A 21,803-nucleotide genomic window follows, 5' to 3' on the forward strand; every position below is an offset into this window, starting at 1 on the left:
TTCCACCCCCGGACGCGATGAATTCAGCAAACCGTAACGCATGGCGCGCCACATCGGTGACGCTCGTTTGCGTCGCGCGTGTCAGCGACGCCGGCGCGACGACAGATAGTCGCCGACGACCGCGGCCCCCAGACCGTCGAGATCGGGTACCACCACCCGGCCGCCCACCCGCCGCGCCACCTGGTCGATGAACCGTGCCAGCCCCGGATCGCTGCCGAGCCGGAAGATCGTCACCTGCGCCCCGAGCCGGGCCACTTCGTCGAAGCCGCGGACAGTGTGCGCGACGGTCCGCGGATGCGGTGGGTAATCGAAGAACACTGCAGAACCCTCGCCGTCGCCGAAGTCCTCGAGGTGGGCGGTCGGCTCCCCGTCGGTGACCACCAGGATGACGGGCTGGGCGTTCGGGTGCCGACGTAGGTGCCGGGTGGCCAGGGCCAGCGCGTGGTGCAGGTTGGTGCCCTGCTCGTAGACGCCCTCCAGACCGGTCAGCTCCGCGGCGGTCACCGTCCGTGCGTAGCGGCCGAATGCGACGATCTGCAGCGCATCCGACCGGAACCGGGTGCTCACGAGGTGGTTGAGCGCCAGCGCTGTCCGCTTCATCGGCAGCCACCGGTTCTCCATCACCATCGAGAACGAGGTGTCGACCAGCAGCGCCACCGCGGCCTGGGTGCGGGTCTCGGTCTCGGAGATCTCGACGTCGTCGACGGTGATGCTCATCGGCACGCTTCGCTCTTGACCGCCGGCCGCCCGGAGCACCGCGTTGGTCAACGTCCGGGTGACGTTCCACGGCTCGGTGTCGCCGAACTGCCAGGGCCGTGTCGCGCCGGTCAGCTCACCGGCCGCGCCCGCCCGCCGGGTGTCGCGCTCGCCGTGCCGCCCCGACAGCTGCTGGGCGACGTCGCGCAGCGCGGCCTGACCGAGCTGACGCATGGCCTTCGGCGACAACCGCCACTTGCCGTCGGAGCCGCGGTCCATGAAGCCCTGGTTCATCAGCGCCCGTTCGAGTTCGGCGAGGGTGCGGGCGTCGACCGCGGCGTCGTCGCCGAGTTGGCGGGCCAGCGCGTCGAGATCCACGTCGTCCATCGACGCGCCCGCGTAGCTCTGCGAGAGCTGTTCGGCGAGCTGTTCGAGTTCGCCGATGTCGGCCAGCGCCTGCGCGCCCTCACCCATACCGAGCGGGTTGTCGCCGGAGAACTCCGACGAGCCGTTCCAGTCCTCCCCCGGCCGCGCCGCCTGCAGATGCGAGTCCAGCCGGTTGAGCGCGTTCATCAGCGACGGTGATCCGAACGCCTGTTGGGCCAGCGCGTCCAGTTCGGCCCGCTGATCGGCGGACAGGCTGTTGCGAAACCGCTGCGCGGCGGCGGCCCGCTTGGCCAGCGCGTCGAGCAGCTCGTCGACGTCGCGCGGGTTCTCCGGGAAGAACTCGCCGTGCTTGGCCATGAAGTCCTGAAAATCCTGCTGCGTGTCCTGCCCTTTGGCGTTCTTGTCAAGCAGGTCGTTGAGGTCGTCGAGCATGTCGTTGACCCGCTGGCGGTCCTCGTCGGTGGCGTTCTCCAGCGCCTGCTTCATCCCGGCGAACCGCTGGTCGAGCATCTCGCGGCCGAGCAGATCCTTGATCTGGTCGTACTTCTGCCGCGCCTCCTCGCTGCGCCACTGATAGTCGGACAGTTCCTCGACGGCCTTCGCCGGCGACGGCGACAGCGACTCGATCTGCAGCTCGGAGAAGCGGGCGTCATCGTCGAGCGCGCGGGCCAGCTCCTTGCGTTCGGCCAGCACGGCCTCGTCGAGCAGCTTCTTGATCTCCTGCAGGGTGCCGTCGAGGTTGTTGCGTTTGAGCAGCTCACGACGTCGCCGGTTGGCCTCGGCCGCGAGCCGGTCGGCGCCGCGCATGTTCTTGGTGCCGCGCCGCAACAGCTCCGACAGAGCGCGCCGGGGCGAACTGCCCTCCATGACGTCCTCGCCGATCTGCTCGAGCGCGTCGCGCAGATCGACCGGCGGGGCCAGCGGATCGGGCCCGCCGGTGTAGCGCGAATACCGGGACGACCGGCTAGGCGACATGGCCGCACTCCTCAACGCGGCTCGTCCCTCGCCGCTTGATCGTCGTGTGGCTAGGCGACATGGCCGCACTCCTCAACGCGGCTCGTCCCTCGCCGCTTGATCGTCGTGTGGCTAGCCATAGACGGTTTCGCCTTCGCCGGACACCTTGTCGATGCGCTTGGCCAGATACAGCGCCTCGAGCGCCAACTCGACGGCCGCGGCGCGTTCGCCATCGGACTGGGCGCCCAACCGGGTGGCGATCTCCTCGATGACCGGCAGATCGGGCAGGGCGGCCAGCACGTCCTTGGCGGAGACCCGCTCACCGGTCGTCACCGGCGACCCGTCCTCGACGGCCGCGACCAGCGGTCCGACATCGAGGCCGCCGAGCAGTCGCTGCGCGGTGTCGGCGGTGGCGCGGCGCAACAGATGCTCCAGCACCGCCTGCTCGCGGCCCTCCTCGCCGGACTCGAATTCCAGCTTGCCGCGCAGCACGTCGACGACGGTGGCCAGATCGCAGACCCGGGCGACGGGCTCCTGCTCGCCGAGGATCGCCGAGCGGTGCCGCGCCGAGGCCGCGACCGTCTCGGCGGCGGCGATCGCGAACCGCGCCGAGACTCCGGAGCGCTGGTCGATCGAGCTGGACTCGCGCAGGTTGCGGGCGAACCGGGCCAGCACCTGCAGCAGGTACTCCGGTACGTCGGCCGCCAGCTGCGCCTCCTGGGAGATGACGCCGACCTCCGCGGACAGGGCCAGCGGGTAGTGGGTCCGGATCTCGGCGCCGAACCGGTCCTTGAGCGGGGTGATGATGCGGCCGCGGTTGGTGTAGTCCTCCGGGTTCGCGCTGGCCACAACGAGCACGTCGAGCGGCAGACGCAACGTGTAGCCGCGGACCTGGATGTCGCGCTCCTCCATCACGTTGAGCATCGACACCTGGATGCGCTCGGCGAGGTCGGGCAGCTCGTTGACCGCGACGATGCCGCGGTGCGCCCGCGGGATCAGGCCGTAGGCGATGGTCTCCGGATCGCCGAGACTGCGGCCCTCGGCCACCTTGATGGGGTCGATGTCACCGACCAGGTCGGCCACGCTGGTGTCGGGGGTGGCGAGCTTCTCGGTGTAACGCTCGCTGCGGTGCCGCCACGCCACGGGCAGGTCGTCGCCCGAGTCGGCAGCGCGGCGGATCGACTCCGGGGTGATGGGGCTGAACGGGTGCTCGCCCAGCTCGGAGCCGGCGATCACCGGCGTCCACTCGTCGAGCAGACCGGTGAGCGCCCGCAGCAGCCGGGTTTTGCCCTGGCCGCGTTCACCGAGCAGCACGATGTCGTGACCGGCGATCAGTGCCCGTTCGAGCTGCGGGACGACGGTGTCCTCGAAACCCAGGATGCCGGGCCACATGTCGCGGCCCTCGGACAATCCGGCCAGCAGGTTCTCCTGGATTTCCTGCTTCACACCCCGCTCGCGGTGGCCGGAGGCACGTAGTTCGCCGACGGTGCGGGGCAGATCCTGAGGTTGGGTCACCACACCACGCTACGACTGCGCGCCGGATGCGGCACCGCTTCCCCCGTGAGCGAACAATGACGCCGGTAGTCTGCGGCCATGCCGTTCGAAACCGGCGAGGTCTTCGCGGGCTACACCATCGTGCGACTGGTGGGCACCGGCGGCATGGGTGAGGTCTACCTCGCGCAGCATCCGCGGCTGCCCCGCCAGGACGCGCTCAAGGTGCTCCCGGCGTCGGTGAGCGCCGACGAGGAGTACCGGCAGCGGTTCAGCCGGGAAGCCGACCACGCGGCGGGGCTGTGGCATCCGCACATCGTCGGGGTGCACGACCGCGGTGAGTACGACGGCCGGCTGTGGATCTCGATGGACTTCGTCGACGGGCACGACGCCGCCCGGTTGCTCGTCGAGCGGTATCCGAACGGGCTTCCGCCGGCCGACGTGCTGGAGATCGTGCTCGCGGTCGCCGACGCCCTCGACTACGCCCACCAGCGTCATCTGCTGCACCGCGACGTCAAACCCGCCAACATCCTGATCACCGGACCCGACCGGGGACGGCGCCGGATCCTGTTGGCCGACTTCGGCATCGCCCGCCACGCCGACGACAACACCGGGCTGACGTCGTCGAACATCGCGGTCGGGTCGATGAGCTACAGCGCCCCCGAACAGCTGATGGGACACCCCATCGACGGCCGGGCCGACCAGTACTCGCTGGCGGCGACGGCCTACCGGCTGTTCACCGGGGCGCCGCCGTTCCCGCACAGCAATCCGGCGGTGATCATCAGCCACCACCTCAACACCCCGGCTCCCCGGCTCGGCGACAGCAGACCGGAATTGCGCGCATTCGACGCGGCGATGGCCCGCGCACTGGCCAAGGATCCGGCCGCGCGGTTCGCCACCTGCCACGAGTTCGCTGCGGCGCTGGCCGCGGCCGGTGCCGCGCCGCAGAGTGCCGCGCCGCCGCCCGCCCTCGCCCCGACGGGCCCACCTCCGGGCGTCTCGTATCCGGGCCCGCCGATCGTGAGCGGCGGCGGGCAACCCCCGACGTCCCCGACGCAGGGGCCGCCGGTGCTGTTCTCGCCGTGGAGTCCGTCGGGGGCGCCGATGCCGGGCGGCCAGTTCGCCCCGGCCGCGCCACCCCGGCGGCCGCGCCGCCGGGCGCTGCTGGTCATCGCGATAGTGCTCGCGGTGGTGGCGCTGGTCGCCGGCTCTGTCGTCGCCGTCGTCACCACCGGCCCCGAGGACGACGCGACCACCGGAATGTCGGCACCGGGCCTGGACGAGGGTGTGGCGGTCGACGGCCAGACCGCCGTGGCACCCTGACCGGTGCCCGTGGTGCAATGGTGCGGCACAGTCGACCGGTTTGCTGGCCAGGCCACGCGACCGGGTGACGACGTCTGGGGGACAGGATGCTGAGCGCGGTCCGCGAATGGTGGCGCCAACCGGATCACTATTACTGGCTGACCGCGTTCCTGGCAACGCGAGGGGCGCAGCGCGCCACGTGCCGGCTCATCGCGGTAGCGCTCGTCGGTTTCGCCGCCGCACTGCTCATCTCCCTGCCCAGCCCGGCCGGGCCGTCGGGAACTGTCGGCACCGCGGTCACACTCCTCGTCTCCGGGTGGTGTGCCGTGATGGCGGTGATGTGGGTACGGAAGGGCTGGCTCACCCAGCGGCAGTCGGTCGTCTTCGCCGTGACCGCGTCGATCCTGATCAGTGCCGCGACGCTGGTCAAGGCCGATCCGCTCAACGGCATGTTCGGGGCGATGGCGTTCGCCGTCCTCGCCGTGTACATCGCGTTCTTCCACACCCCGCGCCTGGCGGCGGCCAACTTCGCGATCGCCACGGTGACCGCATCCGTGATGGCCGTGGCCATCGCCGTCGACGGCGATCTGGCCCTCGCGATCTCGACGCTGCTGTTCCTCATTGTGGTGAACCTGGCCACCCCGCTGGTGTGTCAGACGCTGGTGCACGTCCTCGGCATCGATGTCCTCAACAGCGACATCGAACCGCTCACCGGTCTCTTCAATCGCGAGGCGTTCCAGCGGGCGGTGGCTGCGTCGATCGCCGGCCGCAGCCGCGACGACGACCGCTTCCTGGTACTGGTCGTCATCGAACTCGACAACTTCGCCCTGCTGGTGCAGAGCAAGGGTCGCCGGGCCGGTGAGCGGGCGCGCGTGGCGACCGCGCAGACCCTGCGGGAGACGACCCGCCGGGGCGCCGTCGTCGCGCACATCCCGCAGGCGGAGTTCCTGATCGCCGACAGTTTCGCCACGACGGACAGCTCACCGCTGGTCGAACGGGTCCGCAGCGCCATCAAGTCGACGCCGCCGCGGACGTCGGCGAGTATCGGGGTGGTCAGCACGCCGATGCGCGGCCTGGCGCAGCGGCCGCCGTACGAGGTGCTCGACGAGTTGCTCAACATCGCCCGTAACGCGGTGATCATCGCGCGCAGCAAGGGCGGCAACCGGGCGCACCACGTCGAGTGCCCGCCGCTGACCCCGCTCGAGGACGACGAACCGCTGCTGTAGCTGCGGGCGCCTCAGTGCGCGAAGTGCCGCGCGCCTGTCAGGTAGAGCGTGACGCCGGCCGTCGCGGCGGCTTCGGTGACGACGTCGTCGCGCATCGATCCGCCCGGATGCACCACGGCCCGCACCCCCGCATCCGTCAGCGTCTCCAGGCCGTCGGGGAACGGGAAGAAGGCGTCGGAGGCGGCGACGGCCCCGCGCACGCGGTCCCCGGCGCGGGCGACGGCCAGCCGGGCCGCGTCGACGCGGTTGACCTGACCCATGCCGACGCCGACGGTCGCGCCACCGGAGGCCACCACGATCGCGTTGGACTTCACGGCGCGGCAGGCCTTCCAGGCGAACACCAGATCGGCGAGCGTGGCCGGGTCGGCGGGTTCACCGGTGGCCAGCGTCCAGTTGACGGAATCGTCCCCGGCAGCGTCGAGTGCATCGCGCTGCTGCAGCAGCAGACCGCCGCTGATCTGACGGAAATCGAGCCCGGTCTCGGGCGGCTGGGCGCACACCAGGATGCGGATGTTCTTCTTGCGGGCCAGCACCTCGACCGCGCCGGGCTCGTAGGCCGGCGCGATGATCACCTCGGTGAAGATGTCGGCGACGGTCTCGGCCATCTCCACGCTGACCGCGGTGTTGGTGGCGATCACCCCGCCGAACGCAGACAGCGGATCGCATTCGTGGGCCTTGCGGTGCGCGTCGGCCACCGACACCGCCGACACCGCGATACCGCAGGGATTGGCGTGCTTGATGATTGCGACGCAGATGTCCTCGTGGTCGAACGCCGCCCGCCAGGCCGCGTCGGCGTCGGTGTAGTTGTTGTAGGACATCTCCTTACCGTGCAGCTGCTCGGCCTGCGCCAGACCCGGCCACGCGGTGTTGTCGCGGTAGAGCGCGGCCTGCTGGTGCGGATTCTCGCCGTAGCGCAGGACCGCGGCGCGCCGCCAGGTGCCGCCCACCCACGCGGGCAGCTGCTGCGCCGGCTCCTCGGGAGCCAGGGTCGAGCCCATCCAGGTCGCGACCGCCACGTCGTACTCCGCGGTGTGCCGGAATGCCAGCGACGCCAGGATCTTTCGTTCGGCAAGGGTGAAGCCGCCGGAGCGGACCGCGGCCAGCACGCCGTCGTACCCGTTCGGTTCGACGACCACCGCAACGCTGGGATGGTTCTTGGCCGCTGCGCGCACCATCGACGGTCCCCCGATGTCGATCTGCTCGACGCACTCGTCGACCGACGCACCCGACTCGACCGTCTCGCTGAACGGGTAGAGGTTGACCACCACCAGGTCGAACGGTGCGACACCGAGCCGCTCGAGCGCCGAAACATGTTCGGGTTTGCGCAGATCGGCGAGCAGGCCGGCGTGCACGTGCGGGTGCAGCGTCTTGACGCGCCCGTCGAGGACCTCGGGGAAACCGGTGACGTCCTCCACGGGGGTGACCGGAACACCGGCCTCGGCAATGGTTTTCGCAGTGGATCCGGTCGACACGATCGCGACGCCCGCCTCGTGCAGACCCCGCGCCAGATCGGCCAGTCCGGTCTTGTCGTAGACGCTGATCAGCGCGCGGCGGATCGGCTTCTTCGATCCGGGATGCCCCTCGGTCGTGCTCATCCTATGGTCGCCTTTCGTCCGGTCCAGGTCACCCCGCGGGTCGCCACCGCGGCCAGGACATCCACCAGCAGTCGCCGTTCGACCACCTTGATCCGCTCGTGCAGGGTCGCCTCGTCGTCGTCGTCGCGGACGGTGACGGCCTCCTGGGCCAGGATCGGCCCGGTGTCCGTGCCTGCGTCCACCAGGTGCACGGTGCATCCGGTCACGCGCACGCCGTAGGCCAGCGTGTCCGGAACGGCGTGCGCGCCGGGAAACGCGGGCAACAACGCCGGATGGGTGTTGACCACCCGGCCTTCGAACCGCGACAGGAACTGTGTGCCAAGGATTTTCATGAAGCCCGCCGATACCACGAGGTCGGGCTGATACTCAGCGGTGGCCTCGGTGATCGCGGCGTCCCAGGCGGTGCGGTCGGGGTGGTGGCCGAGGCGCACGGTGTAGGAGGGGACGTCGGCCGCGGCGGCGATGTCGAGTGCCGCGCACTGCCGATCGGTTCCGACGGCGACGACGCGCGCGGGGTAGTCGCCGACCGCCGCGTCGAGCAGCGAGGCCAGCAGCGAACCGGTGCCCGACGCCAGCACCACCAGCCGCGCAGGTGCGCTCGGGGGCACATGAAGCGGTTGCTGCACTTGCAGCAGCTTAGTCGGCTGGACGGCGTGGGTCGTCGGCGGCGTCGGTGATGAAGTGGTCTTCCGGATCATGGCCGAACTCCGGTTCGGGAATCGGCCCGGCGGCGGGCTCCGGAGGTTCCGGTGCAGGTGGCGGTGGCACCGGCTCCTCGGCGGCGTCGGAGCTGGGGATCGGTCCGGTATCCGCGTCGAGGATGGGCGTGGTGGCCGGGTCCGGATCCTCCTCGAACGCATCCTCGGGATCGGGGTCGGGATCGGGGTCGGGTTCGGCCACTCGGACGGGTTTCGGTCGGCGGGCGATACCGCCGGCCATCACGACCGTGAGTCCGCCGATCGAGACGAACCACAGAAACACCGCGGGCCCGAACGTCGTCTGGTCGACGCCCACCTCGCCGAAGTTGCCGAGCCGCCCGCCGCCGGCCTCCCCGAGCAGCGCCATGGTGACGGCGGCCAGCGCGGACGCCACCACCAGCTTCGCCGCGGCGACGGGCAGCACCGCGCGGCGCCGTGACACCTGCTGGCCGACCGCTACCGCGGCGGCGGCGGCGACGATGAGCAGCGCCACCCAGACCGGTCCGAGCGGCGGCGTCGGCATTGCGGCCAGGATCGGCACCGCGGGGACGTCACCGCCCAGAACAGTGAACGAGCTGAAGGTGGCCAGCCCGATGTGTGCGCTGGACCCGACCGCTACCGCGGCGGTGCCGACGATGACGTTCGGCAGATACAGCAGCGACAGCACGGTCAGACTGAACTGCCCGAACGCAGATTCGGTGATGCCGAACAGTTCGTGCATCGTCGACCAGTGCACTATCAGCGAACCGGCGGCGACCAGCCCCGACAGCCCGGCCAGCGCGAGGACGCCCGCCGTGGCCGCCCGTAACGCGTCGGGCAGCCAGTTCGGCAGGAACGTCGTCCGCACGAGTGTGCGGCCGACCCGTGACCCGACGCCGAGCACGGCGCCGATCGCGTGGACGGCCAGCACCCCGCCGAACGCCCGCAGCGCGGAGGGCGTCTGCAATTCGGTGAGCACCGACGCCGCGTCGTGGATGACCGCCAGCGCGATCGCGGCGATCAGCAGCGGACCGCCCAGCGCCGAGGCCACCACCCAGCGGGTGACGAACCACGAACCGCGCGGTGGCGTGGCCGCCGACGTCGTCCGCGCGGTGCCCCACACCATCAACAGCACCGGTAGCAGCGGCATGACGCCGAGTTCCCGGCCGCCGATCGAGATCGGCACCTGGTGCACGCCCAGCCACATACTCGCGACGGCGCCGAACGCACCGGTCATGTCGCTGTTGGCGATGAGCAGTTGCAGCAGCGTGACCGCGGCGATGATCACCAGCGCCACCACGGACGGCCCGAAGGCCACCCGCAGCAGCTCACGCGCTTGGCGCGTGCCGACTGGCCGATCCACTAACTGGCCCCCTCGCGCAGGCTGGCGCGCGCGCTGGCCACGCACGCGCGGGTCAGCTTACGACGTGGAGGACGGCGGAGACTGCTGCGACGACGACTGCGGCTGCTGGGCCTGGGTGCTCTGACCCGAGCCCGACTGCTGCGGCTGCTGCGGCTGACCGTAGGTGGGGAAACCGGTGGGCGGGGTGGGCGGACCGCCCTGCTGGCCGGCCGCCGGGAAGCCACCGGTGTTCGGGCCGCCGGGGTAGCTGCCGTACTGCGACGGATATCCCGGCCGCTGCTGGGAGCTCTGCTGGTGCTGCTGGCCACCCTGCTGGCCACCCTGCTGGCCGAGGTGGTGCTGCGGCTGGTGGGACTGGCTCGGCGGCTGGCCGTAGTAGGTCGACGGGCCACCGTACTGGCCGTACTGCTGCTGCTGGTCGTACTTGGGCCGCGGGGTCGGCGGGTTGAGGATGCCCGCGTCGTACAGCAGGGAGGCGACGGACGCGCCGGCCTGCAGCAGCGACAGCACGATGAGCGCGTAGAGCGCCCAGCCGATCGCCGCCTCCGACGGCTTCTGCACGAGTTCGGCGATCACCAGCAGGAAGGCCAGCACCGAGACCGCGGCGACGACGGCGACGTAGTTGCGCTGCTTGGGCAGCAAGCTCACCGCGGCCAGCAATCCGGCGAGCAGGGCGGCGATGACGGCGATGCCGATCCCCAGCGTCGAACCGCTGGTGGTGCCGCCTTGACCGAGGATGTTGGGAGTGGTGACCTGGAAGATCGGACCGAAGTTCACCAGGTAGATCAGCAGGCCGAGGACTGCGGAGGCGATGAGCAGGTACGCGGGCAGTTTGCTCGGCCCGTCGGTGCCCGGACCGGCGTCGGGCCTGCCGAAGTGCTGGGTCGGGGCGGAAAAGTTGGTGGTCGGCTGGTTGGCCGGCGGATAGCCGGGGCTGCCTTGTGAGTAGGTCATGAACCTCTCCTGTGCTGTTTCGGGCGTCGGACGTGGGCACACGCTTGGTTAGACGCGATGTGTGCGCGGACCGCCTGAGCGAGGCGACCACCCACGCTATCGCACGGCTATCAGTACCCGGCCGCCACAGGCGGCAAGCGGCAAACTCGGCGCGCTCAGGCACCCACGAGCACGGGCCTGTCGGCGTTCTGTTGCTCGGCCGCCTCGATCTCGCGCACCAGCGGCAGCACCCGGGCCCCGAAGTACTCGATCTCCTCCTGGAAGTGCAGGAAGCCGCCGAGAATCAGGTCGACGCCGCGTTTGCGGTAGGCCGCGATGCGTTCGGCGATCTGTTCGGGCGTGCCGATCAGCTGGGTGCGGAAGCCGTCGTTGTACTGCACGAGGTCCTCGAACGACGAGTCCGCCCACATCCCCTTCTTGTCGGCGGTGGAGTTTCCGGCCTGCTGGACGGCGGCGTGGAATCCGTCGACGGCGGGCCGGTTGGCCTTGGCGATGATTTCTTTGAGGACGTCCTTCGCCTCTTTTTCTGTGTCCCTGGCGATGATGAAGCCGTTGAGGCCGAACCGCACCTCCCGGTTGACCTCGCGGGCGTGGTCGCGGACCTCGACGATCTGCTCGGTGACGCCGTCGAAATCCTTCCCGTTGGAGAAGTACCAGTCGGCGTGGCGGCCGCCGTTACGCCGTGCAGCGGTCGAGTTGCCGCCCTGGAAGATCTCCGGGTTGGGTCGCTGCGGGGTGTTGAGCGGTTTCGGTTTCAGCGTGAAGTCGTGGATGCGGTAGAAGTCGCCCCGGAAGTCCACGTCGTCCTCGGTCCAGATCTTGCGCAGCACCTGCAGGAACTCCGCGCTGCGCCGGTAGCGCTCGTCGTGTTCGAGCCAGGGTTCGCCGAGATGGGTGAACTCGTCTTTGAACCAGCCCGACACCACGTTGACGGCGAACCGGCCGCCGGACAGCTGATCGGCGGTGGCGCCCAATTTGGCCAGCACCCCGGGCTGCCACAGACCCGGATGCACCGCGGCGATCACCTTGAGGCGTTCGGTGGCCAACAGCAGCGCAAGCGAGAAACTCGTCGACTCGTGCTGATACTCCGCGCCGTAGCTGGCTTCGTAGCGGACCTGGCTCAGCGCGTATTCGAATCCGTTCTTCTCGGCGGTCTGCGCGAGCCTGCGGTTGTAGTCGTAGTTCCAGTCGGTGCGCTGTTCGATGTCGCTGGTGACCAGGCCGCCGCTGACATTGGGCACCCAGTAGGCGAACTTGACGTGGTCGGCGATGCGTTCGGTCGTCATGGCCTCATCACAGCAACCGCGACGGCGCCGGTCACGATTAAGGATCTGAGGGAATGTAAGGCGCGTCGAACGGCGTTCGGCGTGGCCGTCCGCGTCCAGGTTTTCACCCCGCTGTGCCGGTTCACCAGCGCAACGCCTTGCGCTCGACGACTGAAACACGTTCTAATTCTCGCCATGGACTACGGGCTCGTGCTTTTCACCAGCGACCGCGGCATCGCCCCGGCCACCGCCGCCAAACTGGCCGACGACCACGGCTTCCGCACGTTCTACGTGCCCGAGCACACCCACATCCCGATCAAGCGCGCGGCGGCGCATCCGACCACCGGCGACGAGACGCTCCCCGACGACCGCTACATGCGGACCCTGGACCCGTGGGTCTCGCTGGGCACGGCGTGTGCGGTGACGTCGCGGGTGCGGTTGTCCACGGCGGTGGCACTGCCGGTCGAGCACGACCCGATCACGCTGGCCAAATCGATCGCGACGCTCGACCACCTGTCGGGCGGCCGGGTCAGCCTGGGTGTCGGGTTCGGCTGGAACACCGACGAACTCGCCGACCACAACGTGCCGCCCGGGCGTCGCCGCACGATGCTGCGCGAGTATCTGGAGGCGATGCGCGCGCTCTGGACGCAGGAGGAGGCGTCCTACGAGGGCGAATTCGTGAACTTCGGGCCCAGTTGGGCCTGGCCCAAGCCGGTGCAGGCCCACATCCCGGTGCTGGTCGGCGCCGCGGGCACAGAGAAGAACTTCAAGTGGATCGCACGTTCCGCGGACGGCTGGATCACCACACCCCGGGACTTCGACATCGACGCGCCGGTCAAGCTGCTGCAGGACACCTGGGCGGCCGCCGGCCGGGACGGCGCACCGCAGATCGTTGCGCTGGACTTCAAACCCGACGCCGACAAGCTCGCACGCTGGCGCGAACTCGGGGTGACCGAGGTGCTGTTCGGGCTGCCCGACAAATCCGAGGCCGAGGTCGCGGCGTACGTGGAACGGCTGGCAGGAAAGCTCGCCGCACTGGTGTGAGCGTCTCGATGCGAGCGCCATCAGCGGCCGTCGCCGCCGTGATCGCGCTCGCGGTCGGCACCGCACTGACCCCGCCGGCCGGTGCTCGCCCCGCCGACTTCCCGGATCTCGGGCGGTTCAGCAGCGCCGACCCGACGGCGTACATGCGGCCGTTCTCCCCTGCCGAACGCTGGGCCACGGGTTATCTGTTCTTCCAGACGCCGGGCGGTGTCAACTGCGCCGCCGGCGCGGCGACCTGGTGCACGGGCCCCCTTCCGGGTGTTCCCGTGCCGCCGGGCGGTTGTGGGTCCGTCGATGCCGACGGCGGCGGGTTCCAGATCCGGACGACGCGTACGCCGTGCGTTCCGGGCTCCCCCGCCGTCCTGAACGTTGGCGAAAAGCTGACCAACGACACCTACGACATCGTGTGCGCGGTCGGCGCGGATGACGCGGATGACGCGGATGACGCGGATGACGCGGATGACATGGTCGCCTGCATCCGCGGCGACGGGCACGGCTTCGTTCTGCAGCCGTCCGGAAGCCGGACCTTCTGAGGCGCGCTACGCCAGCGTGGCCCGGTTCCCGTCCTCGGTCGAGGTCACCGCGATCCGCACGCCGAGCGGATCGCCGTCGCTGAGCAACGCCACCAGCTCCTCGTCCTCGGTGGTGGCCATGAACCGCGAATTGTCGGAATCCAACCGGCCCACGATGATCCCGGTGCGCACCGGCCAGTCGTAGCGCACCGAATACGTCTCGATGGTGCCCGTACCGGCGGGATCCTTGGTCACCGGCACGGTGGGCCAGGTCTCGACCTCTTTACGCAGCGGCACGCTGGTCGACGGCTTCCACTCCGTGGGCTGGGTGGAGTAGACGCCCACCGAGTACTTGCTCATGATGCCGCCGTTGGCGCCGACGAAGCCGAAAGCCCCTGGGCGGTCCCGCATCTGGGCGACAGTCTCGGCGATACCGTGCAGCGAGTAGCTGTTGCCGGGTCCGCCGAAGTAGGGCAGCCCGCCGGTCAGCGTCAGCCCGCGCGGATCGTCACCGTCGATCCCGAGCGCTTCGGCGGCGACGTACACGGGGAAGGGGAAGCAGCTGTACAGGTCGAACGTCGCGATGTCGTCGGCGCCGACGCCCGCCATCCGCAGCCCCTCGCGCACGGCGTGCACCGATGCGGGGCTCGCGCCGAGGTCGGGCCGGTCGAGCAGGGCCTGTTCCACCATGTCGGCGTGTCCGTGCAGGTACACCCACTTCTCTTCGGGCACACCGAGTTTGCGCGCTGCGGCCACCGACATCAGGATGACGGCCGCGCCCTGGTTCACGGTGTCGCGGGCGACGAGGAGCCGCGTGTACGGATCGCAGATCATCCGGTTCTCGTCGGTGACGGTCTCGATCTCTTCGACCGAGCGTTCCACCGGCGATGACGAGAAGGGGTTCTTCGCAGCGATTTTCGACATCGGCGCGAAGAGTTCGGCCATCGACCGGCGGTAGTCGGCGACGCTGAGTCCGAGGCGGGCTCGACGTGCGTTGTCCAGCAGCGCGTACTGGACGGGCGCGCCGGTCAGTCCGTGTTTGACGGTGTATTCGTCGATGTAGTCGAAGATTCCGTGTCCGCGGTCCTCGAGTTGGCCCTCGATGTGCTCGGTGAAGTCCGGTTTGTCGTCCCGGTTCGCGAAGTATTTCGCGGTGGATCCGGGTTCGGAACCGATGATCATCGCGATCTCGATCCGGCCCGCGGCGATCTCCCCGGCGAATTCGGTGACCACCTTCTGCGAGCCCTGCCCGCCGACGGGTTCGAGGATGACCCGCATCGGGTCGGCGCCGAAGCGCTTCATCACCGATCGGGGATAGTTGTTCGACTTGCCGAGCGTGGCCGGCATGGGTCCGGAGATCTCGAACTGCCGCAGTCCGACGACCGTGTGCACTGCCTGGGCCACGGCGTCGACGTCGGCGCCGGTGTCGGCGAGCGCCGCCCGCACGGCCTCGGTGGCCAGTTCGACGGCCGACATGCCGCGGTAGCCGGGGTCGTCGATGCGTTCGGTGAACTGTCCGACACCGACGAGGACCGGGGTCCGCGGGTCGACGGACGTGCGCTCGCGCGAGGACCCCGATAACGCCATGACAGACCTCCTCGCAACTGTTAATTCGACAGGCTAACCGAAAACTAGAACGCGTTCCAATCGCCCGTCCCGTGGGCCCGGCACCTCAGACGCGAAGTCCCCCGCACGCCGGGCGTGCGGGGGACCTTCGAGCGTTTCGGGCCTACTTGCTCTCGAGCAGCTCCCGGGCCAGCGTGGCGGTCTCTGACGGCGTCTTGCCGACCTTCACGCCCGCGGCCTCGAGGGCCTCCTTCTTGGCCGACGCGGTGCCCGACGAACCGGACACGATGGCGCCGGCGTGGCCCATGGTCTTACCCTCGGGCGCGGTGAAGCCGGCGACGTAGCCGACGACGGGCTTGCTGACGTTGGCCTTGATGTAGTCGGCCGCACGCTCCTCGGCGTCACCGCCGATCTCGCCGATCATCACGATGATCTTGGTCTCGGGATCCTTCTCGAACGCCTCGATGGCGTCGATGTGGGTGGTGCCGATGACCGGATCGCCGCCGATGCCGATGGCGGTGGAGAATCCGAGATCGCGCAGCTCATACATCATCTGGTAGGTCAGCGTGCCCGACTTTGACACCAGGCCGATCGGGCCCTTGCCGGTGATGTTGTTCGGCGTGATGCCGACCAGCGCCTCACCCGGGGTGATGATGCCGGGGCAGTTGGGCCCGATGATGCGGGTCTTCTCACCCTTGTCGACGTTATAGGCCCACGTATAAGCGCTGTCCTGCACCGGGATTCCCTCGGTGATGACGACCAGCAGCGGGATCTCGGCGTCGATGGCCTCGATGATCGCGTCCTTGGCGAACTTCGGCGGCACGAAGGCGATCGACACGTCGGCGCCGGTCTCCTTCATCGCCTCGGCGACACTGCCGAACACCGGGATCTCGACGTCGTTACCGTCTTTGTCCTGGTGGGACACTGTGGTGCCCGCCTTGCGCGCATTGACGCCGCCCACGATCTGGGTGCCGGCCTTGAGCATCAGCGCAGTGTGCTTGGTGCCTTCACCGCCGGTGATGCCCTGGACGATGACCTTGGAGTCCGCGTTAAGAAAAATAGACATATGTCATTCGTTCCGTTCTACTTCGCGGCCAGCTCGGCGGCCTTGTCGGCGCCTTCGTCCATGGTCTGGGCGAGGACCACCAGCGGGTGGTTGGCGTCGGCGAGGATCTTGCGGCCCTCCTCGACGCGGTTGCCGTCCAGGCGGACGACGAGGGGCTTGTTGGCCTCCTCGCCGAGGATCTCCAGCGCCTTGACGATGCCGTTGGCGACCGCGTCGCACGCGGTGATGCCGCCGAACACGTTGACGAACACGCTCTTGACCTGATCGTCACCCAGGATGACGTCGAGCCCGTTGGCCATCACCTCAGCCGAGGCGCCGCCGCCGATGTCGAGGAAGTTGGCGGGCTTCACACCGCCGTGCTTCTCGCCCGCGTAGGCGACCACGTCGAGCGTCGACATGACCAGACCCGCGCCGTTGCCGATGATGCCGACCTGACCGTCGAGCTTGACGTAGTTGAGGTCGTTCTCCTTGGCCTTGAGCTCGAGCGGATCGGTGGCGTCCTTGTCCTCGAACTCCGCGTGCCCTTCCTGGCGGAAGTCGGCGTTCGCGTCGAGGGTGACCTTGCCGTCCAGCGCCAGGATCTGGTCGTCGGGCGTGCGCACCAGCGGATTGACCTCGACCAGCGTGGCGTCCTCCTTGACGAAGACCTCCCACAGCTTGGCGATCGTGACCGCGGCGGCGTCGAGCACCTCGGCGGGCAGGTGACCCTTCTCGGCGATCTCACGGGCGAAGGCCTCGTCGACACCCTTCACGGCGTCGACGGGGATGCGCGCGAGGCGGTCGGGTTTGGTGGCGGCGACCTCTTCGATCTCCATACCGCCCTCGACCGAGCACATGGCCAGGTAGGTGCGGTTCGCACGGTCGAGCAGGAACGAGATGTAGTACTCCTCGGCGATGTCGCTGGCCTCGGCCACCAACAGCTTCTTGACGACGTGGCCCTTGATGTCGAGGCCGAGGATGTTCTGCGCGTGGGTGAACGCGTCGTCGGGGGTGGCGGCGTACTTCACGCCACCGGCCTTACCGCGGCCCCCGACCTTGACCTGCGCCTTGACCATGACCGGCTTGCCGATCTCCTCGGCGATCGCCTTGGCGTCCTCGGCGGTGTCGGTCACCCGGCCGGGCGTGGTCGGAACGTTGTGCTTGGCGAACAGCTCTTTCGCCTGGTATTCGAAAAGATCCATTGACTCACTGTCTTCTGTCGTTGATTCCCAGGTCGCACGGCTCTGGGCCCGTAGGACGAGACGATCGAAGCTCCGAACGTTTGCGCCCAAGGGGCTGGGGGAACCTTAGCTACACGGCCCGCAGCGTCTCGCACCGCCCACCTTCGTTGTGGTAGATCTCACCGCGCCCCCAAAGTGATACACCTCACAATATGGGCAGGAATAGCGCCACAGGTTGCCACCAACATTGGGATTTGGTTAACGTGCCATCTGGTCTCGACAGGTCACGTTCTGGTCACGACGCAAGGATTCCTCTCAGTTGGCAGCGCATCGTTCGTCCCGATCCCACACGGGAGCGACGACGGACGCCCGCTACCGGAAAACCGTTGCGCGACCGGCGGAGACACCCGCCGAAGTCACCGACATCATCCCGTTCAACGAGTTCGGCGAACTCGTCGACACCGCGGCTGACCTCGGCTTCCGGGACAACTCGACGTTCGACCGCGAAGCTCAGGTGATCCATGCCCCCGAGCTGGACGACCTGCACGACACCGACGACCTGATCCCGGTCCGCCTCGCCGTGCCCGCCGAGTTCCGCGCCAGGGCCGGCGACGCCGGACCGTCGGGCAAGGGCAGCTCGCACGCCTACCGCGACAGCCACACCGATGTGAGCGACGGCGGCGCCGCCACCGACATCATCGATCTGCGCGCCCGCACCGGGGCGCACCGCAAGGACGCCGAGGGGCCGGTCAAGAGCCGCCTGATGATCGCTGCGATGGCCGCAGGCGCCACCGCCGCCGGCGCCTACACAATGGCCAACTCCGCCCCCGCTCCGGCATCGGCCGAGACGGTGCTCGCCGCCGGCGAGACGCCCGTCGAAGGCGCCTCGATCACCGGTTCGGTCGACGGAATGCAGATCGTCACCGTGGCGTCGAAGACGAACTCGGCGGTGCACGCCGAGGAGGTCACCAAGGCCGCCGCCTTCGCCCAGGAGCGGGCCGAACGCGAGGCGCGCCAGCTGCGACCGCTGTTCGTGATGCCGACCCGGGGTGTGTGGACGTCGGGATTCGGCTACCGCTGGGGTGTGCTGCACGCCGGCATCGACATCGCCGGCCCCATCGGCACCCCGATTCTGGCCGCCGCGGACGGCGTGGTGATCGACGTCGGCCCGACCGCCGGCTACGGCGCCTGGGTCAAGCTGCGCCACGTCGACGGCACGGTCACGCTCTACGGCCACCTGAACACCTGGAACGTCTCGCTCGGCGAGCGCGTGATGGCGGGCGACCAGATCGCCACGATGGGCAACCGCGGCAATTCGACGGGCCCGCACCTGCATTTCGAGGTCATGGAGGACGGCTCGAACCGGGTGGACCCGGTCGGGTGGCTGGCCAAGCGCGGCCTGTCCACCGGCAGCTATGTTGGCTGAGTGAGCGCTGCCGATCCGCCGCCCACTCAGGACGACACCCGCACCGGCATCATCCGCAGGCATCCGACCGGTGCGATTCCCTTAGCGGGTCACGATCCGCCGACCGGCATCATCCGCAGACACCCCACGGGCGCGATCCCGGTACCGCCGAGCGAACCGCAGACGTCCTACATCCCCCGTCCACGGCCGCTGGAGATCCCGCCGGCCGCGCCAGGCCTCGACGCACGCAGCGCGATCGCCGCAGCGGTCCTCGGTGTGCTGTCGGGGTGGGCCACCGCCGTCATCGCCACCGACCTGATCACCGGGTGGTGGCGGACCGACCGGTTGTTCTGCGTCGCGATCGGTTTCCTCACCGCGATCTCCGCGGCTGCGACCATCGGCGGGTTGATCATGCTGCTGCTGCGCCGCCGCATGGGGCGGCTGCTCATCGTGGTGGGTTGCGTGATCGGGCTGCTGATCTTCGCCAGCCTGTTCGTGGCGTCGGCCAAGTTCCCTTGGCTCGTCTACGCGATTCCCGTACTACCGCTGGCGGCCATCGTGGCCACCGCACTGCCCAGCACGGGGCGTTGGGTGCAGTCGGCGTAGCGACCGGCATCGCACCGTTGAGACTGCTCTCAGATCACGAAATTGCGCGAAAACGCGATCTGTGCGCAGTCTCGGCGATCAGAGCTTCTGCACCGGCGCATGGTTGTGCATGAGTTTGACCCGCCCGGCGCTGCCGAAGTCGATGAGCGACATCGCCGATTCGCCGACGCCCGACACCTCCTCGACCCGGCCGAGCCCGTACTTGTCGTGGGTGACGCGGTCGCCGGGTTCGAGCACGATCAGCGGCCGCTTGCCGGCGCTGGCCCGCGCGGGCGACGGCCGCGGCGTACCGAATCGGCCTGCCCCGCTCACGGGCGCGCTGTAGGACGGGGTGGGGTCGGTGCGGCGCCAGTCGATGAGCTCCTGCGGGATCTCGCGCAGGAACCGGGATTCCGGGTTGAGCATCGGCTGCCCCCACGACGAGCGCACCTTCGCGCGGCTGAGGTAGAGCCGCTGCCGCGCCCGGGTGATGCCGACGTAGGCCAACCGCCGTTCCTCCGACAGCTCGGTGGGGTCGCCCAGGGCCCGCATGTGCGGGAACATGCCGTCCTCCCAGCCGGTGACGAACACGACGGGAAACTCCAGGCCTTTCGCGGTGTGCAGGGTCATCATCGTCACCACACCCGAGCCGTGCTCGGGGATGTCGTCGGCGTCGGCCACCAGCGAGACCCGCTCCAGGAACTGGGCGAGCACACCGGTGTCGGGGACGTCCTCGTCGACCGGCTCGTCGAGTTCTTCGGCCAGCGCCGCGGCGTTGGCCCGATCGATGCTGAATTCGTGTGCGACGCTGACCAATTCGTTGAGGTTGTCGAGCCGCGCGAGGTCCTGAGGATCGCTGGAGGCCTCGAGTTCGGTCCGGTAGCCGGTGCGGTCCAGCACGGCCTCGACCAGCTCGCCGAGCTCGTCGCCCAACTTGCCGCGCAGATCGTCGAGCATGTCCACGAAGCTCTTGATGCATTTCTCGGAGCGCGTGTTGAGCATCGGCACCTTGCCCTCGGCGGCGGCCTGCAGGGCGTCGTTGAAGCTGCCGCCGGTGTTCTCGGCGTAGACGGCCACGCAGGCCTCGGCGCGGTCGCCGATACCGCGGCGCGGGGTGTTCAGGATGCGCCGCATGCTCACCGAGTCACCGGGGTTGTCGAGCACCCGCAGGTAAGCGACGATGTCGCGAATCTCCCTGCGCTCGTAGAAGCGGACGCCGCCGACGACCTTGTAGGGAATGCCGGCGCGGATGAACACCTCTTCCAGCGCACGGGAGCTGTTGTTGGTGCGGTAGAAAACCGCGAAATCTGAATAGTTGAACGCGGAGCTGTCCCGACTATCGGCCAGGCGGTCGATCTCCTGAGCGACGAAGCGCGCCTCGTCGTGTTCGTTGTCGGCGACGTAGCCGACGATCAGCTCACCCTGACCCGAGTCCGTCCACAGCCGCTTCTCGCGTCGGCCGCTGTTGCGGGCGATGACGGAGTTGGCGGCGTTGAGGATCGTCTGGGTGGAGCGGTAGTTCTGTTCGAGCAGGATCGTCGTCGCGTTCGGGTAGTCGCGTTCGAAATCCTCGATGTTGCGGATGGTCGCACCGCGGAACGCGTAGATGGACTGGTCGGCGTCGCCCACCACGCACAACTCCGCGGGCGGGACGCCGTCGTCCTCGGGCAGGTCGTGTCCCACGAGTTCACGCACCAGCATGTACTGGGCGTGGTTGGTGTCCTGGTACTCGTCGACCAGGATGTGGCGGAACCGCCGGCGGTAATACTGTGCGATCTGCGGGAACCGCTGCAGGACCGCGACCGTCTCACCGATCAGGTCGTCGAAGTCCAGCGCGTTCGCCGCGCGCAGCCGCTTCTGGTATTCGGCGTAGACGTCGGCGATGATCCGGGCCAGATCCTCTTCGGCCTCCGACGCCTCGGCCGCCGCCTGTTCCGGACCGATGAGTTCGTTCTTGAGGTTGGAGATGCCGTTGGACAGCAGCCGCGGCGAGTACCGCTTGGTGTCCAGCCCCATGTCCTTACCGATCATCAACAGCAGTCGCCGCGAGTCGTCGGCGTCGTAGATCGAGAAGTTGGAGTTCAGGCCGGGCAGCAATGACGCCTGGTTACGCAGGATCCGCACGCAGGTGGAGTGGAACGTCGACACCCACATCGACCTGGCCCGCGGGCCCACCAGTGCGGCCACCCGCTCACGCATCTCCGCGGCGGCCTTGTTGGTGAAGGTGATGGCCAGCACCTGCCCGACCCCGACGTCGCGCGCGGCCAGCAGGTAGGCGATCCGGCGGGTCAGCACCGCGGTCTTGCCGGACCCGGCGCCGGCGACGATCAGCAGGGGTGTGCCCTCGTGCAGGACTGCCTGACGCTGCTGTGGATTGAGGCCGTCGAGCAGCCGCTCTGGCGCCTCGTCCAGGCCGGATCTCGGTTCGGTCACGTGAACACTCATGTCCGGACCCAACTTACCGCCGGGATACGACATTCTTTGCGTCGGCGCCGCCGTTGGTGGCACACTGACAACCGTGCTCAACAAGCAGCGATTTTTCTACGGGTACCGGC

17 protein-coding genes are annotated in these 21,803 nt (G+C 68.9%); 6 read left to right on the plus strand and 11 right to left on the minus strand.

All coding sequences use genetic code 11. From position 1 onward, the window contains the following. Nucleotides 1–81: 81 nt before the first annotated feature. Both A5757_RS13440 and A5757_RS13445 read right to left on the minus strand, forming a co-directional pair. On the minus strand, nucleotides 82–2,058 hold the full coding sequence (locus A5757_RS13440) for a VWA domain-containing protein (protein ID WP_066834932.1): 1,977 nt from the start codon (nucleotides 2,056–2,058) through the stop codon (nucleotides 82–84). 111 nt (nucleotides 2,059–2,169) lie between these two features. Next, nucleotides 2,170–3,552, minus strand: coding sequence for a sigma 54-interacting transcriptional regulator (locus tag A5757_RS13445; protein WP_066834977.1), 1,383 nt, complete (start codon nucleotides 3,550–3,552; stop codon nucleotides 2,170–2,172). 78 nt (nucleotides 3,553–3,630) lie between these two features. Here A5757_RS13445 and A5757_RS13450 point away from each other — a divergent pair, with 78 nt between their 5' ends. Both A5757_RS13450 and A5757_RS13455 read left to right on the plus strand, forming a co-directional pair. Next, nucleotides 3,631–4,851 carry a serine/threonine-protein kinase gene (locus A5757_RS13450; protein WP_281497910.1) on the plus strand — a complete coding sequence of 407 codons (1,221 nt, stop codon included), beginning with the start codon at nucleotides 3,631–3,633 and terminating at the stop codon, nucleotides 4,849–4,851. A gap of 86 nt (nucleotides 4,852–4,937) precedes the next feature. Then, complete coding sequence (locus A5757_RS13455) at nucleotides 4,938–6,056, plus strand: GGDEF domain-containing protein (protein ID WP_066834934.1); 1,119 nt, start codon at nucleotides 4,938–4,940, stop codon at nucleotides 6,054–6,056. An 11-nt stretch (nucleotides 6,057–6,067) separates the two neighbouring features. Here A5757_RS13455 and purH read toward each other — a convergent pair whose 3' ends face one another. The 5 genes from purH to sfnG form a co-directional block, all read right to left on the minus strand. Beyond that, nucleotides 6,068–7,651 carry a bifunctional phosphoribosylaminoimidazolecarboxamide formyltransferase/IMP cyclohydrolase gene (gene purH, locus A5757_RS13460; RefSeq protein WP_066834936.1) on the minus strand — a complete coding sequence of 528 codons (1,584 nt, stop codon included), beginning with the start codon at nucleotides 7,649–7,651 and terminating at the stop codon, nucleotides 6,068–6,070. Next, nucleotides 7,648–8,277, minus strand: a complete 630-nt coding sequence (gene purN, locus A5757_RS13465; protein WP_066834938.1) for a phosphoribosylglycinamide formyltransferase — start codon at nucleotides 8,275–8,277, stop codon at nucleotides 7,648–7,650. Before purN ends, purH begins: the two co-directional genes overlap by 4 nt. A gap of 10 nt (nucleotides 8,278–8,287) precedes the next feature. Further along, nucleotides 8,288–9,691, minus strand: coding sequence for a DUF6350 family protein (locus A5757_RS13470; RefSeq protein ID WP_231983978.1), 1,404 nt, complete (start codon nucleotides 9,689–9,691; stop codon nucleotides 8,288–8,290). Nucleotides 9,692–9,748: 57 nt separating this feature from the next. After that, nucleotides 9,749–10,645, minus strand: coding sequence for a DUF5336 domain-containing protein (locus tag A5757_RS13475; protein ID WP_066834941.1), 897 nt, complete (start codon nucleotides 10,643–10,645; stop codon nucleotides 9,749–9,751). Nucleotides 10,646–10,800: 155 nt separating this feature from the next. Continuing rightward, nucleotides 10,801–11,931 (minus strand): dimethylsulfone monooxygenase SfnG, encoded by a 1,131-nt coding sequence (sfnG, locus tag A5757_RS13480; RefSeq protein ID WP_066834943.1) that lies wholly within the window; start codon nucleotides 11,929–11,931, stop codon nucleotides 10,801–10,803. Nucleotides 11,932–12,105: 174 nt separating this feature from the next. Between sfnG and A5757_RS13485 the strand changes: the two genes are divergently transcribed. Both A5757_RS13485 and A5757_RS13490 read left to right on the plus strand, forming a co-directional pair. Continuing rightward, nucleotides 12,106–12,954: an LLM class F420-dependent oxidoreductase gene (locus A5757_RS13485; protein WP_066834945.1), complete on the plus strand. Its 849-nt coding sequence runs from the start codon at nucleotides 12,106–12,108 to the stop codon at nucleotides 12,952–12,954. A 38-nt stretch (nucleotides 12,955–12,992) separates the two neighbouring features. Beyond that, entirely contained in the window at nucleotides 12,993–13,487 is a 495-nt protein-coding gene (locus tag A5757_RS13490; RefSeq protein WP_066834947.1) for a hypothetical protein, read from the plus strand. Between the two features lie 6 nt (nucleotides 13,488–13,493). Here the strand turns inward: A5757_RS13490 and A5757_RS13495 are convergent, their stop codons facing one another. The 3 genes from A5757_RS13495 to sucC all read right to left on the minus strand — a co-directional run bounded on the left by A5757_RS13495 (nucleotide 13,494) and on the right by sucC (nucleotide 17,279). Further along, nucleotides 13,494–15,053 (minus strand): acetyl-CoA acetyltransferase, encoded by a 1,560-nt coding sequence (locus tag A5757_RS13495; RefSeq protein WP_066834948.1) that lies wholly within the window; start codon nucleotides 15,051–15,053, stop codon nucleotides 13,494–13,496. A gap of 142 nt (nucleotides 15,054–15,195) precedes the next feature. Then, nucleotides 15,196–16,098 (minus strand): succinate--CoA ligase subunit alpha, encoded by a 903-nt coding sequence (sucD, locus tag A5757_RS13500; protein WP_066834949.1) that lies wholly within the window; start codon nucleotides 16,096–16,098, stop codon nucleotides 15,196–15,198. A gap of 17 nt (nucleotides 16,099–16,115) precedes the next feature. After that, a complete protein-coding gene (gene sucC / locus A5757_RS13505; protein ID WP_066834950.1) occupies nucleotides 16,116–17,279 on the minus strand; it encodes an ADP-forming succinate--CoA ligase subunit beta in 1,164 nt (387 codons plus the stop codon). 298 nt (nucleotides 17,280–17,577) lie between these two features. Between sucC and A5757_RS13510 the strand changes: the two genes are divergently transcribed. Next, on the plus strand, nucleotides 17,578–18,684 hold the full coding sequence (locus A5757_RS13510; protein WP_066834951.1) for a M23 family metallopeptidase: 1,107 nt from the start codon (nucleotides 17,578–17,580) through the stop codon (nucleotides 18,682–18,684). Further along, complete coding sequence (locus tag A5757_RS13515; RefSeq protein ID WP_066834952.1) at nucleotides 18,685–19,269, plus strand: hypothetical protein; 585 nt, start codon at nucleotides 18,685–18,687, stop codon at nucleotides 19,267–19,269. Between the two features lie 78 nt (nucleotides 19,270–19,347). On the opposite strand, the gene pcrA is transcribed toward A5757_RS13515, so the two are convergent. Beyond that, a complete protein-coding gene (gene pcrA, locus A5757_RS13520) occupies nucleotides 19,348–21,693 on the minus strand; it encodes a DNA helicase PcrA (RefSeq protein ID WP_066834978.1) in 2,346 nt (781 codons plus the stop codon). Between the last annotated feature and the right edge of the window lie 110 nt (nucleotides 21,694–21,803).

Origin of the sequence: Mycobacterium sp. 852013-51886_SCH5428379, from assembly GCF_001665575.1 — a bacterium.
In the GTDB taxonomy this organism is placed as follows: Bacteria; Actinomycetota; Actinomycetes; order Mycobacteriales; family Mycobacteriaceae; genus Mycobacterium.

What these genes read in the sequence shown, in the direction of transcription:
- A5757_RS13440 (WP_066834932.1), bottom strand. Translation starts at nt 2,058, where the DNA reads ATGTCGCCTAGCCGGTCGTCCCGGTATTCGCGCTACACCGGCGGGCCC.
- A5757_RS13450 (WP_281497910.1), top strand. Translation starts at nt 3,631, where the DNA reads ATGCCGTTCGAAACCGGCGAGGTCTTCGCGGGCTACACCATCGTGCGA.
- A5757_RS13455 (WP_066834934.1), top strand. Translation starts at nt 4,938, where the DNA reads ATGCTGAGCGCGGTCCGCGAATGGTGGCGCCAACCGGATCACTATTAC.
- purH (WP_066834936.1), bottom strand. Translation starts at nt 7,651, where the DNA reads ATGAGCACGACCGAGGGGCATCCCGGATCGAAGAAGCCGATCCGCCGC.
- A5757_RS13475 (WP_066834941.1), bottom strand. Translation starts at nt 10,645, where the DNA reads ATGACCTACTCACAAGGCAGCCCCGGCTATCCGCCGGCCAACCAGCCG.
- sfnG (WP_066834943.1), bottom strand. Translation starts at nt 11,931, where the DNA reads ATGACGACCGAACGCATCGCCGACCACGTCAAGTTCGCCTACTGGGTG.
- A5757_RS13485 (WP_066834945.1), top strand. Translation starts at nt 12,106, where the DNA reads ATGGACTACGGGCTCGTGCTTTTCACCAGCGACCGCGGCATCGCCCCG.
- A5757_RS13495 (WP_066834948.1), bottom strand. Translation starts at nt 15,053, where the DNA reads ATGGCGTTATCGGGGTCCTCGCGCGAGCGCACGTCCGTCGACCCGCGG.
- sucD (WP_066834949.1), bottom strand. Translation starts at nt 16,098, where the DNA reads ATGTCTATTTTTCTTAACGCGGACTCCAAGGTCATCGTCCAGGGCATC.
- sucC (WP_066834950.1), bottom strand. Translation starts at nt 17,279, where the DNA reads ATGGATCTTTTCGAATACCAGGCGAAAGAGCTGTTCGCCAAGCACAAC.
- pcrA (WP_066834978.1), bottom strand. Translation starts at nt 21,693, where the DNA reads ATGAGTGTTCACGTGACCGAACCGAGATCCGGCCTGGACGAGGCGCCA.